This is a genomic window from Stenotrophomonas sp. TWI1183, from assembly GCF_039673115.1.
GTDB lineage: Bacteria > Pseudomonadota > Gammaproteobacteria > Xanthomonadales > Xanthomonadaceae > Stenotrophomonas > Stenotrophomonas maltophilia_AA.
Genome location: NZ_JBDJKZ010000009.1, coordinates 67,197 through 82,339, shown reverse-complemented (window position 1 = coordinate 82,339; position 15,143 = coordinate 67,197). Strand labels below are relative to the sequence as shown.

16 protein-coding genes are annotated in these 15,143 nt (G+C 67.6%); 11 read left to right on the top strand and 5 right to left on the bottom strand.

All coding sequences use genetic code 11. From position 1 onward, the window contains the following. Positions 1-9: 9 nt before the first annotated feature. Entirely contained in the window at positions 10-744 is a 735-nt protein-coding gene (locus ABE434_RS10600; RefSeq protein ID WP_346478800.1) for a 16S rRNA (uracil(1498)-N(3))-methyltransferase, read from the bottom strand. Next, on the bottom strand, positions 735-2,126 hold the full coding sequence (bioA, locus tag ABE434_RS10595; RefSeq protein ID WP_346478799.1) for an adenosylmethionine--8-amino-7-oxononanoate transaminase: 1,392 nt from the start codon (positions 2,124-2,126) through the stop codon (positions 735-737). Before bioA ends, ABE434_RS10600 begins: the two co-directional genes overlap by 10 nt. 50 nt (positions 2,127-2,176) lie before the next feature. On the opposite strand from bioA, the gene nudE reads away from it, so the two are divergent. The 9 genes from nudE to ABE434_RS10550 all read left to right on the top strand — a co-directional run bounded on the left by nudE (position 2,177) and on the right by ABE434_RS10550 (position 9,364). Continuing rightward, positions 2,177-2,725: an ADP compounds hydrolase NudE gene (gene nudE, locus ABE434_RS10590; RefSeq protein ID WP_121039027.1), complete on the top strand. Its 549-nt coding sequence runs from the start codon at positions 2,177-2,179 to the stop codon at positions 2,723-2,725. Next, entirely contained in the window at positions 2,722-3,525 is an 804-nt protein-coding gene (gene cysQ, locus ABE434_RS10585; protein WP_346478798.1) for a 3'(2'),5'-bisphosphate nucleotidase CysQ, read from the top strand. Before nudE ends, cysQ begins: the two co-directional genes overlap by 4 nt. Before the next feature lie 16 nt (positions 3,526-3,541). Further along, on the top strand, positions 3,542-4,354 hold the full coding sequence (gene mazG, locus ABE434_RS10580) for a nucleoside triphosphate pyrophosphohydrolase (protein WP_346478797.1): 813 nt from the start codon (positions 3,542-3,544) through the stop codon (positions 4,352-4,354). Further along, positions 4,351-4,674 carry a YnfA family protein gene (locus tag ABE434_RS10575; RefSeq protein ID WP_346478796.1) on the top strand — a complete coding sequence of 108 codons (324 nt, stop codon included), beginning with the start codon at positions 4,351-4,353 and terminating at the stop codon, positions 4,672-4,674. The genes mazG and ABE434_RS10575 overlap by 4 nt, the downstream gene beginning before the upstream one ends. A 96-nt stretch (positions 4,675-4,770) precedes the next feature. Beyond that, a complete protein-coding gene (locus ABE434_RS10570; RefSeq protein WP_046272684.1) occupies positions 4,771-5,733 on the top strand; it encodes an SPFH domain-containing protein in 963 nt (320 codons plus the stop codon). Between the two features lies 1 nt (position 5,734). Continuing rightward, complete coding sequence (locus tag ABE434_RS10565; protein WP_346478795.1) at positions 5,735-6,166, top strand: NfeD family protein; 432 nt, start codon at positions 5,735-5,737, stop codon at positions 6,164-6,166. A gap of 85 nt (positions 6,167-6,251) precedes the next feature. Next, on the top strand, positions 6,252-7,364 hold the full coding sequence (gene gcvT, locus ABE434_RS10560) for a glycine cleavage system aminomethyltransferase GcvT (RefSeq protein ID WP_346478794.1): 1,113 nt from the start codon (positions 6,252-6,254) through the stop codon (positions 7,362-7,364). Positions 7,365-7,462: 98 nt separating this feature from the next. Beyond that, positions 7,463-7,858, top strand: a complete 396-nt coding sequence (gene gcvH, locus ABE434_RS10555; protein WP_176990611.1) for a glycine cleavage system protein GcvH — start codon at positions 7,463-7,465, stop codon at positions 7,856-7,858. A gap of 927 nt (positions 7,859-8,785) precedes the next feature. Beyond that, positions 8,786-9,364: a hypothetical protein gene (locus ABE434_RS10550; protein WP_176990610.1), complete on the top strand. Its 579-nt coding sequence runs from the start codon at positions 8,786-8,788 to the stop codon at positions 9,362-9,364. A gap of 138 nt (positions 9,365-9,502) precedes the next feature. On the opposite strand, the gene ABE434_RS10545 is transcribed toward ABE434_RS10550, so the two are convergent. After that, positions 9,503-10,840, bottom strand: a complete 1,338-nt coding sequence (locus ABE434_RS10545) for a serine hydrolase domain-containing protein (RefSeq protein ID WP_346478793.1) — start codon at positions 10,838-10,840, stop codon at positions 9,503-9,505. A gap of 223 nt (positions 10,841-11,063) precedes the next feature. Then, positions 11,064-12,653 carry a choline dehydrogenase gene (locus ABE434_RS10540; protein ID WP_346478792.1) on the bottom strand — a complete coding sequence of 530 codons (1,590 nt, stop codon included), beginning with the start codon at positions 12,651-12,653 and terminating at the stop codon, positions 11,064-11,066. Between the two features lie 200 nt (positions 12,654-12,853). Between ABE434_RS10540 and ABE434_RS10535 the strand changes: the two genes are divergently transcribed. Together ABE434_RS10535 and ABE434_RS10530 are read left to right on the top strand one after the other, a co-directional pair. After that, positions 12,854-14,191, top strand: coding sequence for an MFS transporter (locus ABE434_RS10535; protein ID WP_346478791.1), 1,338 nt, complete (start codon positions 12,854-12,856; stop codon positions 14,189-14,191). Positions 14,192-14,222: 31 nt separating this feature from the next. Further along, complete coding sequence (locus tag ABE434_RS10530; protein WP_176990606.1) at positions 14,223-14,579, top strand: DUF1304 domain-containing protein; 357 nt, start codon at positions 14,223-14,225, stop codon at positions 14,577-14,579. Between the two features lie 87 nt (positions 14,580-14,666). Here ABE434_RS10530 and ABE434_RS10525 read toward each other — a convergent pair whose 3' ends face one another. Next, positions 14,667-15,137: a hotdog fold domain-containing protein gene (locus tag ABE434_RS10525; protein WP_346478790.1), complete on the bottom strand. Its 471-nt coding sequence runs from the start codon at positions 15,135-15,137 to the stop codon at positions 14,667-14,669. Positions 15,138-15,143 lie beyond the last annotated feature (6 nt).

Below are 15,143 nucleotides of genomic sequence, written 5' to 3'. Positions count from 1 at the left end.
GTTTCTGCTTCAGCCCAGATCGCCCAATCGGGCCTGCACGGCGGCGATGGCGGCCAGACCCGCGGTCTCGGTGCGCAGCACGCGCGGGCCCAGCTGCAAGCCCTGGAAGCCCGCTGCGGCCAGCGCCTGGCGGTCACGCGGCGACCAGCCGCCTTCCGGGCCGATCGCGATCACCACGCCGCCCGGTGCGGCTGACAGGGTGGACAAGCGGTGCTCGCCCTGCGGATCCAGGGTCAACTTCAATGCCTCGGCCGCGACCCCGTTGGCGGCGTCCGGGAGCGATTGCGGCGCGGCCACGCTGGGCACGCGGGCGCGTCCGGATTGGCCGCAGGCCGAGACCACCACGCTGTGCCAATGCGCCAGGCGCTTCTCGGCGCGGGCCGCATCCAGCTTCACTTCGGTGCGCTCGGCATTGACCGGCACGAAGGCCTGCACGCCCAGCTCCGTGGCCTTCTGCAGGATCAGGTCCATCTTCTCGCCGCGGGCGATGCCCTGCAGCAGGGTGATGTGCAGCGGCGATTCGTTGTCCAGCGCGGTGGCGCTCTCGATCCGCACCTGCGCATCGCGCTTGCCCACGGTGACCAGGGTGGCGCTGTAGTCCTGCCCATCGCCGTTGAACAGCACGCAGCCGTCGCCTTCGCGCAGGCGCATCACGCGGACCAGATGGTTGGCGGCGTCCTCGGGCAGCGCCAGGGTCTGGCCGACCGCCAGCGGATGATCGATATGGCTGCGGGTCACGCGCATGCGACGGCCTCGTCGATGGCGGCCAGGGTGGTCAGGGCAAGCAGCTCCAAGTGTTCATCCTCCACGCAGTACGGCGGCATCCAATACAGCACATTGCCCAGCGGGCGCAGCACCACCCCGCGCTTGAGCGCGGCCTTGTAGGCGTGCAGCCCGACGCGGGCCTCGGCCGGGAACGGCGTGTGCTTGTCGCCATTGCGGGTCAGTTCGAAGGCCACCACCATCCCGGCCTGGCGCACATCGGCGACGTGCGCGTGGTCGGCGAACGGCGCGGCCAGGGTGCGCATCACCTCGGCGGTGCTGCGATTGCGCGCGATCACGTCCTCCCCGGCGAAGATGTCCAGGGTCTCCAGCGCGGCGGCACAGGCCAGCGGATTGCCGGTGTAGCTGTGCGAATGCAGGAAAGCGCGCTCGCGCGAATCATCGAGGAAGGCGTCATACAGGGCCTGCGTGGCCAGCACCGCCGACAGCGGCAGGAACCCGCCGGTCAGGCCCTTGGACAGGCACAGCAGGTCCGGCATCACCCCGGCCTGCTCGCAGGCGAACATCGTGCCGGTGCGGCCGAAACCGGTGGCGATCTCATCGGCGATCAGGAACGCGCCGTTGGCATCGCACAGCGCGCGCGCACGCTGCAGATAGACCGGGTCGTACATGCGCATGCCACCGGCGCACTGCAGGCGCGGCTCCAGGATCACCGCGCAGATCTCGCCCGGGTGCTGGTCGAACAGCGTGGCCAGCGCATCGGCGGCCTGGTGCGCGCGCTGCGCGGCGCTCTGGCCCGGCTCGGCCAGGTAGGCATCGGGCGAGGGGGCGAACAGCGCCTCGGTCAGCAACGGCGCATACACGCGTCGGTAGAGCGGGATGTCACCGACCGACAGCGCGCCCAGGGTTTCGCCGTGGTAGCCGTTCTCCAGCGCGACGAAGCGGGTGCGGTGGTTCTCGCCGCGGTTGCGGAAGTAGTGGAACGCCATCTTCAGCGCCACCTCGACCCCGGCCGAGCCGTTGTCGGCATAGAAGACCTTGGCCAGCGGATCGCGCCCGGCCTGGCGCGGGGCAATGGCCAGCAGGCGCTCGGCCAGCCGTACCGCCGGCTCGTGGCTGAAGCCAGCCAGCATCACCTGTTCCAGCTGGGTGGCCTGCTGGGCGATGGCCGCACCGATGCGGGGTTGCGCATGGCCGAACAGATTGGTCCACCAACTGCTCACCGCATCCAGATAGCGATGGCCATCGTGGTCGATCAGCCACGGGCCTTCGCCGCGGGCGATCGGCAGCAGGGGCAGGGTGTCGGGGTGCTCGCGCATCTGCGTGCACGGGTGCCACAGCACGGCCAGATCGCGTTGCCGCCACTGATCGGCCAGCGTGAGGGGGGCTGGGTCTGCTAGCATTTCGGGCTCATGAACACGTTTTCACCAGTACCCATTCTAGAGATGCTCGCATGAGCCGTCGCCTGCCCATCATCCACCAGATCACGGACGAGGAAAGCGGGCCGTTCCAGCGCCAGCATCTGGATCTGGAGTTTTCCAACGGCGAACGCCGCCGCTTCGAGCGGCTGGTGACCCGCGGCCACGGTGCCGTGGTGGTGGTCCCGATGCTCGATGACGAGACCGTGCTGCTGGTGCGTGAATACGCCGCCGGCATGCACCGTTACGAGCTGGGCCTGGTGAAAGGCCGCATCGACGCCGGCGAAACGCCCGAACAGGCCGCCGACCGCGAATTGAAGGAAGAGGCCGGTTACGGTGCCCGGCGGGTCGACGTGCTGCGCGCGATGACCCTGGCCCCGACCTACATGAGCCACCAGTCGTGGCTGGTGGTGGCGCGCGATCTGTACCCTGAGCGCCTGGTCGGCGATGAGCCGGAGGAGCTGGAGGTCGTGCCGTGGAAGCTGGCCGATCTGGACCAGCTGATGCTGCGCGAGGATTTCTCCGAAGGCCGATCGCTGGCGGCGCTGTTCATCGCCCGCGAGTGGCTGGGACGGAAGGAATGATCAAACTCACGACGGATCTGCGCGAAACCGTCATCGCCATCGCCCAGGACGCAGCGGCCGCCATCATGGCGGTGTACGCCACGCCGTTCGATGTGGAGATCAAATCCGACCACAGTCCGGTCACCGCCGCGGATCTCGGTGCCAACCAGGTGATCGAGCGCGGGCTGGCGCAGCTGACCCCGGAGCTGCCGATCCTCTCCGAAGAATCGGCGCAGGTGCCGTGGGAGATCCGCCAGCACTGGGGCGCCTACTGGCTGGTCGACCCGCTGGATGGCACCCGCGAATTCGTCAAACGCAATGACGAGTTCAGCGTCAACATCGCGCTGATCTACCAGGGCGCGCCCGCGTTCGGCGTGGTGCTGGCCCCGGCCACCGGCCAGGTCTGGCACGCCATGCGCGGCGAGCTCGCCTACCGCCGCGACGGCATGCGCGATTCGGTGCTGCGCACCCGCACGCCGGCTTCGGCACCGCTGCGGGTGGCGGCCAGCCGCTCGCATCGCAGCGCGCAGACGCAGGCCCTGCTGGACCGCATGGGCGATATCGAGGTGCTCGCCCAGGGCTCCTCGCTGAAGTTCTGCCGGCTGGCCGAAGGCACGCTCGACGTCTACCCGCGGCTGGGCCCGACCTCCGAATGGGATACCGCGGCCGGCCAGTGCGTATTGCACGCGGCCGGTGGCGCAGTGCTCTCGGCCGAGACCGGCAAGCCGTTCCGCTACAACCGCCGCGACACCCTGTTGAACGGCGATTTCATCGCGCTGGGCGATACCCGCCTGCCGTGGCGCGCGTGGCTGCCCGCCTGACCTGACTGGAGCAACGATGCCTGCCACCCCTGAACTGGACCGCCTGCTGGGCATCATGGCGCGCCTGCGCGATCCGTTGCAGGGCTGCCCCTGGGACCTGCAGCAGGACTTCGCCAGCATCGCGCCCTACACCATCGAGGAAGCCTACGAGGTCGCCGATGCGATCGACCGCGGCGACCTGGACGATCTCAAGGACGAACTCGGCGACCTGCTGCTGCAGGTGGTCTTTCACGCGCAGATGGCGCAGGAGCAGGGCGCCTTCGCGTTCGCCGACGTCGCCCGCGCGATCAGCGACAAGATGGAACGTCGCCATCCGCACGTGTTCGCCCAGGTCCAGGTCGAGGGGGCCGAGGACGTCAACAGCAACTGGGAGGCGATCAAGCGCGCCGAGCGTGCCGCCAAGGGCCATACCGATACCTCCGCGCTGGCCGGCATCTCGCGCGGGCTGCCGGAATGGCAGCGGGCGGTGAAGCTGCAGGCGCGCGCGGCACGGGTCGGTTTCGACTGGCCGGGCCCGGCGCCGGTCATGGACAAGGTGCGCGAGGAGCTGGACGAGGTCGCCGCGGAATTCGCGCGCGGCCCGGTCGAGGAGAATCACGCGCGCCTGCAGGAAGAGCTCGGAGACCTGCTGTTCGTCTGCGCCAATCTGGCCCGTCACGCCAAGGTGGACGTGGGCGCCGCCCTGCGCCTGGCCAACCACAAGTTCGAACGCCGCTTCCGGGCGATGGAAGCGCAGGCCGAGGCCGCGGGGCGGTCGATGGCCGCGCTCGACCTGGACGCGCAGGAAGCGCTCTGGCAGCAGGCCAAGGCGGACGAGCCCAAGCCGTGAAGACGCTGCTGCTGTTCGTCCTGACCGCAGTGGCCGAGATCGTCGGCTGCTACCTGCCGTGGCTGTGGCTGCGCAGGGACGGCAGCGCGTGGCTGCTGCTGCCGGCCGCCGCCAGCCTGGCGTTGTTCGCCTGGCTGCTGACCCTGCACCCGACCGCCAGCGGGCGCGTCTATGCCGCCTATGGCGGGGTCTACATCGGTACCGCGCTGCTGTGGCTGTGGCTGGTCGACGGCATCCGCCCCGGCCGGTGGGACCTGCTCGGCGTCGGCCTGTGCCTGGCCGGCATGATGGTCATCATGTTCGCCCCGCGCACCGCCTGATCCGGATCGGCACCGGTCCGCGGAAAACCCCTACGGTCGCGTGAAGACGGCGTGGCTATACTCGGACCTACGATTCCGGGGAAAGGGAGTGACCTGATGTTTCCGACCATGCTGTTCTCGCTGGTACTGGCCTTCGTGGCCGTCGTCATCCTGTTCAAGGCCGTGCGGATGGTGCCGCAGGGCTACGAATGGACCGTGGAGCGCTTCGGCCGCTACACCCACACCATGTCGCCCGGCCTGCATTTCCTGATCCCGATCGTGTACGGGGTGGGCCGCAAGGTGAACATGATGGAGCAGGTGCTGGACGTGCCCAGCCAGGAAGTGATCACCAAGGACAACGCTGCGGTGCGCGTGGATGGCGTGGTGTTCTTCCAGGTGCTCGATGCCGCCAAGGCCGCCTACGAGGTTGCCAACCTGGAAGTGGCGATGATCGCCCTGGTGCAGACCAACATCCGCACCGTGATCGGCTCGATGGACCTGGATGAATCGCTCAGCCAGCGCGAGGTGATCAACGCCCAGCTGCTGAGCGTCGTCGACCATGCCACCAACCCTTGGGGCGTAAAGGTCAACCGCATCGAGATCCGCGACATCCAGCCGCCGCGCGACCTGCTCGACGCGATGGCGCGGCAGATGAAGGCCGAGCGCGAGAAGCGCGCGCAGATCCTGGAAGCCGAAGGCTCGCGCCAATCCGAGATCCTGCGCGCCGAGGGCGAAAAGCAGGCCACCGTGCTGGAGGCCGAGGGCCGCAAGGAAGCCGCTTTCCGCGATGCCGAAGCGCGCGAGCGCCTGGCCGAGGCGGAAGCCAAGGCGACCACGATGGTCTCCGAGGCGATCGCCCAGGGCGACGTGCAGGCGATCAATTACTTCATCGCGCAGAAGTATGTGGAAGCATTCAAGGAACTGGCGACCTCGCCGAACCAGAAGCTGGTGCTGATGCCGATGGAGGCCAGCGGCGTGATCGGCTCGATCGCCGGTGTCGCCGAACTGGCACGCGAGGCGTTCGCCAAGCAGGAAGAAAAGAAAGCCACGCGCGGCGTCCCGCCGCGGATCGGAGGCTGACATGCGCTGGGAAGTCGTGGCCTGGGGCGCGCTGGCACTGGTGCTGTTCGCCGCCGAGGCGCTCGCGCCCGGCGCCTTCATGTTGTGGATCGGGATCGGCGCGGCGGCGGTGTTCGTGCTGGTCGCGGTGTTCGCCGACATCCCGCTGCTGTGGCAGGTGGTCGCCTTCGTGGTGCTCAGCGTCGTCTCGATCCAGTGCTACCGGCGTTGGGGGCGATCGCATGATCGCCAGAGCGACCAGCCGCTGTTGAACCGGCGCGCCGAGCAGCTGATCGGACGGGTGGTCGTGCTCGACCAGGCCATCGTGGCCGGCAAGGGCCGGGCCAAGATCGACGATGCGTTCTGGGTGGTGGCCGGGCCGGATCTGCCGGCCGGCAGCCCGGTGCGGGTGGTGGCGGTGGAGGGCATGACGCTGAAGGTGCAGCAGGCCTGATCCGCGCTTTTCCCGCACCGCCGCAGGCGTTGTGAAGGCGGTTCTGGGATAATGCTTTCTTGCCTTCATTCCCCCGGAACCGGTCATGACCCAGAAGACGCTTCTCAACGATACCCACCGCGCACTCGGCGCCAAGATGGTCGATTTCGGTGGCTGGGACATGCCGATTCACTACGGTTCGCAGCTCGACGAGCACCACCTGGTGCGCAGCGATGCCGGCATGTTCGACGTCAGCCACATGACCGTGGTGGACCTGCGCGGTGATCAGGTCAAGCCGTTCCTGCGCACCCTGCTGGCCAACTCGGTGGACAAGCTGAAGGCGACCGGCAAGGCGCTGTACTCGTGCATGCTCAATGCCCGCGGCGGCGTGATCGACGACCTGATCGTCTATTACATGGCCGATGATTTCTTCCGCATGGTGGTCAACGCCTCGACCCGCGAAAAGGACCTGGCCTGGATCCGTGAGCAGGCAGCCGCCTTCAACGTGGAGGTCATCGAGCGCGAAGACCTGGCCATCATCGCGGTGCAGGGCCCGACGGCACGCGAGCGGGTGATCGGCCTGCTGGGCGAGAGCGATCGCGCCGCGCTGGAAAAGCTCGGCCGGTTCGCCGCGCTGGAAACCACCACCGCCGACGGCACCCCGCTGTTCCTGGCGCGTACCGGCTACACCGGTGAAGACGGTTTCGAAATCCTGCTGCCGCAGACCGCCGTGGTCGCGTTCTGGACGGCACTGACCGCCGCCGGCGTGCGCCCGGCCGGCCTGGGCGCGCGCGACACGCTGCGCCTGGAAGCGGGCATGAATCTCTATGGCCAGGACATGGACGAAGAGATCACCCCGTACGAAGCCGGCCTGGCCTGGACCGTGGCATTGGACGAAGGTCGTGACTTCATCGGGCGCGACGTGCTCGAGGCGCAGAAGGCGGCCGGCAACGCCCGCCAGCTGATCGGCCTGGTGATGGACGAAAAGGGCGTGCTGCGCCACGGCCAGGTCGTGCTGACCGCCAGCGGCGAAGGCGAGATCCTGTCCGGCACCTTCTCGCCGACGCTGGGCAAGGGCATCGCGTTCGCGCGCGTGCCGGGCGGCGACCTGGGCGACGTCCGCGTCGACATCCGCGGCAAGCAGGTCCCGGTGCGCGTGGTGAAGTTCCCGTTCGTGCGCGAAGGCCAGGCCCAGCCCGGCGTGTTGATCGACGGCTGATGCCGTGATGTACCCGGTGCGGACGCATGCGCATCCGCGCCGGTTGGTTACACTACCCCCGTTTCTTGACCCCCCCTGATATTCCTCGGAGCAGTCCCATGAGCGAGATCCCCGGCGACCTCAAATTCCTCAAGTCCCACGAGTGGGCACGCGTTGAAGGCAACGGCCGCGTCACCGTCGGTATTTCCGACCACGCCCAGGGCCTGCTTGGCGACCTGGTCTACGTTGAACTGCCGGAGGTTGGCCAGGAGGTCAAGGCCGGCGAACAGGCGGCGGTGGTCGAGTCGGTCAAGGCCGCTTCGGACGTGTACAGCCCGATCACCGGCACGGTCGTCGAGGTCAATGAGGCCCTGAGCGACAAGCCGGAAACCATCAACGAAGACGCCTACGGCGACGGCTGGATCTATGTCGTCGAAGTGGCCGGCCTGGACGAAGTCAACGAACTGCTGGGTCCGGACGACTACGCCGAGCTGCTGGAAAACGAAGATCACTGATCGCGTTTCCGGCAGGAAGAACGGCCGCCTGGTGCGGCCGTTTTTTTTTGCCCGCGCGCCGGGTGCGTGTCGATGCCGTTAGCAGTGCGTGAGGGTCGTGCGTGTTGCGGACCTCCATTGCGCGCGAACCAACCGCCTCATGACGATCGGTCCGGTGTCGATGCGTGCCGGTGATCTGGCCCGCGTCGACGACCGACGGCATGCCGATGCGGGATCGATGCGGATGCGTCGGCGACGTTCGAGCGCCGATGCCAGGCGCGAACGCGTCGGTGCCGGACGGTCAAAAGTTTGCGCAGTTACGCGAATCGGGTCGAAAAAAGCGTGGGCGGATGTGAAAAGTTTTTCGGTCCGTTTAAGGTCCGCACGGGCAGTCCCGCAGCGGCTGTGATCGAACCCGCTGCGCGTCCACGGCGGTGGCACAGAACACGGCGATGTTGCGATGTCGCGACACGAAAGTGCTTCTTTTAAGTGTTTTTCTTTTCGGCGGTGTCAGCGCCTGCTCGCATGCGGTGCCCGCGCTGGCGATGGCATGGCGCGCCTGCGGGGTGATCACAGGGCGCGGCAAGGGCGTCGCGGCAAGGCGCCGGTGTGAAAATTTTTCGCCGGGGTTGTTGACAGTGAAAAAAAGCGTGATTAGGTTTCGCCTCAGCAGACCTTGCCTGCGAACAGAGTGAGCAGAATCGACATCAAGTCGCGAAGCACAACCTGGACATCCACCTCGCGTCCGATGACGGTGGAGATGGCTTCGCTTCCTTCAGCGAACCGCAAGACCCTTCCTGATCCGATATCTGCCTGGCCGCACATGGCAGGTGTCCCCGTATCCGTCACGACGCGCATGACGCGACGGCGGTCCCCGCGACGCAGCAACGGCGGGTTTGCTTTACCTGGGCGTTTCCACTCCATAGATCACTGACGAGGAGCCATCCCATGGCAACCAAGAAAGCTGCGAAGAAAAAGCCGGCCGCCAAAAAGGCAGCCAAGAAGGTCGCTAAGAAGGCGACTGCCAAGAAGACCGTGAAGAAGGTAGCCAAGAAGGCGGCTGCCAAGAAGACGGTGAAGAAGGCGGCCAAGAAGGCGACCGCCCGCAAGGCAGCCGTGAAGAAGACGGCGAAGAAGGCCGTGAAGAAGACGGCAAAGAAGGCCGCGACCAAGAAGACCGCGAAGAAGGCAGTGAAGAAGACGGCGAAGAAGGCCGTCAAGAAGACTGCGAAGAAGGCAGCCACCAAGAAGACCGCGAAAAAGGCGGTAAAGAAGACGGCCAAGAAGGCGACCCGCAAGGTAGCCAAGAAAGCCGCTCCGAAGAAGGCTGCCAAGAAGACCGCCAAGAAGGCCACCCGCAAGGTAGCCAAGAAGGCCACCGCCAAGAAGGCGACCGCCCGCAAGGCTCCGGCCAAGAAGGCGTCGGCGAAGAAGGCAGTGAAGAAGGTCGCAAAGCGCAAGCCGGCCGTTCGCAAGAAGAAGGCCGCTCCGGTCGCTCTGCCGGCAACCCCGGCACCGCTGATCTAAGTTTTTCCCGATAGCCGTACCTGAGACTCCTTCCCTGGCAGCCCAGCGGGGAAGGAGTTTTTTTATGGGCGACGCCAAAAGAACGCACAAAAAAGGCGGCCCTCAGGCCGCCTTTTTCGATGCCGCTCGCGGGCGGGATCAGCGCGGCGAGGCGACCGCACGGTTCGACGAAACGCCTTTGCGCTTGCCCTGCGGGGCGGCGTCTTCGGCCATCAGGTTGTCGCTGCCGAAGTCGGTGTCCACGTCCAGCCAACGCTGGGTGGGCAGGCCCATCGCCTGGTCGAGCACGGTCGGCAGCAGGCCGCTGGGCAGGCTGCTTTCGCCGTTCCACATGATGGCGATGCCGAGGTCGCGCTCGGGGATCAGCGCGACCAGGCCGCGATAGCCCTGGACGGCGCCGGCGTGGAAGATCACTTCGTGGCCGGCGTAATCGAAGGTGCGCCAGCCGAGGGCATAGCCGGCCGAGTTGAGGCGTTCGCGGCGCCAGCCCGAACGCAATTCGCCCGGGGTGCTGATCAGGCTGGCGTGCAGCGTGGCCAGCAGCGGGGCGGGCAGCACGTCGGGGCGGTGACCGGTGTGGGCCAGCAGCCACTGCGCCATGTCACTGGCGCTGGCGTTGACGCCGGCGGCCGGGGCGAGGCGATAGTAGGTCGGCTTGGGTGTCAGTGCGACCCAGCCGTTGCGGCTGCGCACGTGCGGGCGTGCCCAGCGCGAGCTGGCCTGGATACCGGCGAGGCCGAGGCTGGCGTCGTCCATGCCCAGCGGCTTGAACAGGCGGCGCTCGACCGATTGCTCGTAGAAGCTGCCCGAGGCGGCGTAGACCACGTCGCCGATCAGGCTGAAGGCCACGTTCTGGTACGCATAGCAGTCGCCGGGCAGGCACTTGAGCGAGGTGGCGGCCAGCTTGTGGGTGAGCGTGTAGTACTCGGCGTTGGCTTCGACGTCGCGGTCGTAGGCGTTGTAGGGCAGGCCGACGCGATGGCTGAGCAGGTCGGCCACGGTCAGGCGTTCGGTCGCTTCGGGCGTGCTCAGCTGGAAGCCGGGCACATAGTCGGTGACCTTGCTGTCCCAGCGCAGCGTGCCGTCGTTGACCAGCAGGCCGGCCATGGTGCCGGCGAAAGCTTTGGACAGCGAGGCCAGGCGGAACACGGTGTGGGCGTCGACCTGCTGCGGGTTGTTGACGTCGGTGACGCCGTAACCGCGCGCGCTGAGCACGCGTCCGCCCTGGACGATCGCCACGGCCATACCGGGCACGCGTTCGCCATAGGTAAGCTGCTGCGCCATCGATTCGATCGCGGCGACGTTGAAGCCCTGCGCAGGCGGCTGCACCTTCAGGCCGGCGGCCGTGGTGCGGTATGCGGCAGGCTGGGTGTGCGGGGCGGCGCTGGGCGCCGACTCCTCGATGTTGACCGGGAACGCGGCGGGCGCCGTGGCGGGCGTCTGCGCGGTGGAAGACATGGCGATGGGCATCAACATGCCCAACAACCCGGTGGCCGCCGAACGGATCGGTCGGCGCCTGTTGTTCTGGTTCATCGTGTGGGTGCCCGTGCGCGACTGCTGGGACCGATTCTAGCGCCGCTTTTCGCCATTGCACAAACGAATCGAAGATGAATGCGTATCACATTGAAAACACGCGGGTTTTGCCGATCACGACAGGGTGAGGTCGCCCATCTCCAAGGGGCGCTCAGCGCACCCCTGTTCAGCCAGCCGCGGCCGCCCGGATCCAGTGGGCGGCGCGTTCGGCGATCATCAGGGTCGGCGCGTTGGTATTGCCACTGACCAGGCGCGGCATCACCGAGGCATCCACCACCCGCAGCCGCTCGGTGCCGTGCACGCGCAGGGTCGGGTCGACCACGGCCTCGGGGTGCCGGCCCATCGCGCAGGTGCCCACCGGGTGGTAGATGGTCTCGGCCTTGGCCCGGACGAAGGCGTCCAGTGCGGCGTCGTCCAGATCGGTGCCGGAGGGAAACACCGGCGCGCCGCGCCAGCGATCGAAGGCGGGTTGGCGCAGGATCTCCGCGGACAGGTGCGCACATTCGCGCATCATCTTCAGGTCATGGCCGTCGGCATCGCCCAGGTAGTTGGCCTGGATACGCGGCGGCGAGCGTGCATCGGCATCGCGCAGGCGCAGCTGGCCACGGCTGCGCGGGTGCAGGGGGCAGGCATGCAGGGTGTAGCCATCACCGGGCAGGCGATGGCGCCCGTGGTTGTCGAGCATCGCCGGGACGAAATGGAACTGCACGTCGGCGCGCGCATCGGTGGCCAGCGACGAGCGGGCGAAGCCGCCAGCCTCGGCCAGGTTGCTGGTGCCGGCACCCCGGTGGCCGCGCAGGAAGTAATCGACCACGATGCGCAGCTCGCTGCTGCGGTCGTAGCTGACACCCGGCCCGGTGTGCACGACGGTGCAGATGTCGAGGTGGTCCTGCAGGTTGCGGCCGACCCCGGGCAGGTCCACGCGCGGGGTGATGCCATGGCAGCGGAGCGCATCTGCTTCGCCGATGCCGGACAGCATCAGCAGGTGGGGGGAGTGGATGGCGCCGGCGCTGAGGATCACCTCCGCTGCCGCGCGCGCATGCAGGTGGCGACCCGCGCGTCGATAGTGCACACCGGTCGCCGTCGTGCCCTCGAAGCTCAGCGCGGTCGCCTGCGCGCCGGTGAGCACGGTCAGGTTGCGCCGCTGGCGCGCGGGGCGCAGATAGGCATCGGCGCTCGAACACCGTGCACCGTCGCGCTGGGTGACCTGGTACAGGCCCACGCCGAGCTGCTGTTCGCCGTTGAAGTCGGGATTGTGCGCGTGGCCGGCTTCCCGTGCGGCGGCGATGAAGGCAGCCGAGAGGGGATTGTGGTGGCGCAGGTCGGAGACCGACAGCGGGCCGGCATCGCCGTGCAGCGCGCTGGCCCCACGACTGTTGCGCTCGCTGTGCAGGAACCACGGCAGCACCTGCTCCCAGCCCCAACCGGTGGCGCCGCCGGCTGCCCAGCCCTCGTAGTCGTCAGGCACGCCGCGCACGTAGCACATCGCGTTGATCGAACTCGATCCCCCCAACACCTTGCCGCGTGGCCACCACAGGCGCCGGCCGCCGAGCGCGGGCTCCGGCTCGGTCTCCAGGTTCCAGTTGATGCGGCGGTTGTTGACCAGCCGCGCCAGCCCGGCCGGCATGTGGATGAAGGGGTTGGTATCGCGCGGGCCGGCTTCCAGCAGCAGCACCCGGCAGGCCGGGTCTTCGCTGAGCCGGTTGGCCAGCACGCAGCCGGCCGAGCCGGCCCCAATCACGATGTAGTCGTACATGCCGCTCCTTGCCGGGGTGCCCGCCGAGCATAAGACAGGTTGGGGCAGGCCGGGGCTGCGCCATGGGCCACGCAGCGTTGCGCCGATGGCCGCGCCGGACGCTGGCGATGTTGCGGTGCATCGTTTACCTTGCGCGCTTCGACGCCCGGAGTTCCCCACATGCTGCCGTTGCAACGCCCCTTGTCCGCGGAGAGCGGGCAATGACCGCGACGGCCGGGACCGGCGCGGCCGCCAGTGGCATGCTGGGTGCCTGGCGCCGATCGCCCCCGCTGATCTGGGCCTCGTTGTACTTCTTCTGCCTGCTCAGCGGCTACTACGTGCTGCGCCCGGTGCGCGAAGCGATGGCGGCCTCCTCCGATCTGCAGACGGTGTTCCCGCTGCCGCTGATCGCGTGGTTCGCCGAGCATGGGATCGCCCTGCAGGACTACGTGCTGCAGTTCCTGTTCACCTGCGTGTTCTTCATCATGCTGGTGCTGCAGCCGCTGTACGGGGTGCTGGTGAGCCGCTATCCGCGCCGGGTCTTCCTGCCGGTGGTGTACGGGTTCTTCATCGTCACCCTGCTCGGGTTCTACGTGATGTTCGAGACCGGCACGCCCGGGCGCGGCATGGCGTTCTTCTTCTGGATCACGGTCTTCAACCTGTTCGCGGTGGCGGTGTTCTGGAGCTTCATGGCCGACGTGTTCTCCAACGTGGAGGCGCGCGCGTATTACGGCTACCTCGGCGCCGCCGGCACGATCGGGGCGTTCCTGGGGCCGATCATCACCTCCGCGCTGGTACAGAAGGTCGGCATCGCCAACCTGATGCTGGTCTCGGCCGGCTTCCTGCTGATCTGCCTGGGCTGCATCTGGCGGCTGCGGCTGTGGGCGGTGGCACGCGAACAGGAGCGGCAGCTGGTGTCCGGCGAAACGCCGATGGGCGGCAGCGTGTTCGATGGCCTGAAGCTGATCGTGCGCGAGCCGCTGCTGCGCTGGCTGGCGCTGATGGTGCTGTTCGGCGTGGGCGTGGGCACGCTGCTGTACAACGAGCAGGCCTCGATCGTGCGTCGGTTGTACACCGACCCGGCCGCCAGCACCGCGTTCTTCTCGCGCGTGGACCTGGCGGTGAACGCGCTGACCCTGATCATCCAGCTCGGGGCGACGCGCTGGCTGCTGTCGCGGTACGGGATCGCCCCGGCGCTGTTGATTCCAGGTGTGGCGATCATCATCGGGTTCTCGGTGTTGGCTGCCTCGCCGCTGCCGCTGATGGTCGCGATCGTGCAGGTGATGACCCGCGCCAGTGAATTCTCACTGGCCAAGCCGGCGCGCGAGACCCTCTACACCCGTGTGGACCGCCAGTGGCGCTACAAGGCCGGCGCGGCGATCGACACCGTGGTCTACCGCGGTGCGGACCTGAGCTTCGCCTGGCTGCACAAGGGGCTGTCCCTGTTCGGTTCGCACATCGTGTTCGTCGGTGGCCTGGTCGTTGCCGGTGCGATGACCGTTGCAGCGCTGGGCCTGCTGCGCGAAGAAAAGAAGCTGCCGGGCGAGCGCCCGGAGTAAGCTCTCTGCATTACGTTCTGGAAGCCTGCCCATGTATTGGATCGCGCTGTCGTTGACCCTGCTGGTCGCCCTGCTGCACGTGTATTTCCTGGTCCTGGAAATGTTCCTGTGGACCAAGCCGCTGGGCCTGAAGACCTTCCGCAATACGCCGGAGAAGGCGGAGACCACGCGGGTGCTGGCGGCCAACCAGGGCCTGTACAACGGCTTCCTCGCCGCCGGCCTGTTCTGGGGCCTGTTCGATCACCTGCCGATGCTGGTCAACTTCATGCTGGGCTGCGTGATCGTGGCTGGCTGCTATGGCGCGTACAGCGTCAACAAGCGGATCTTCTTCATCCAGGCGGTGCCGGCGATCCTGGCCGTGGCGGCGTGGTGGATGGTGCCGGCCTGACAGGCGGCGGCCACGCGTGGCGTGGCTCTACCCTGCGACACACGGATCGGATGTAGAGCCACCCCATGGGTGGCTGCGCGCCAACGATCAACGTTTGACCGGCGATACCCACATCGCGATCTGCGCCTCGAACACCGCCGTGCCGGCGTCATCGCGGACCTGCACCTTCACCGGCAGCGCGTAGCCGGCCTCCGCAGCGACGATCGGCTGCTCCGGTGTCGCCACGGCATGCTGGGTACCGGTCGCCTTGGCCAGGTACTGCACCTCCATCCCCTTCGGGATCCAGCGCATGCCCTTGGGCAATGACGCATCCACCATCAGCCCGGCAGTGAGTTCGGCCAGGTTGCACAGCGCGATCGCGTGCACGGTGCCGATGTGGTTGGTGACCCTGCGCCGGTGCGCGATGCGCCCTTCGCAGCGGGCCGGTTCAAGCACGGTGATGCGCGGGGCGATGCTGGCGAAGTAGGGTGCCTTCAAACACACCGCACGCGAGAACAGCCAGGGGCCGGCGGGCCAGCGCTGCATGCGCCGGTAAAGATTCAACAGTGGAGCGGACATCCAGGA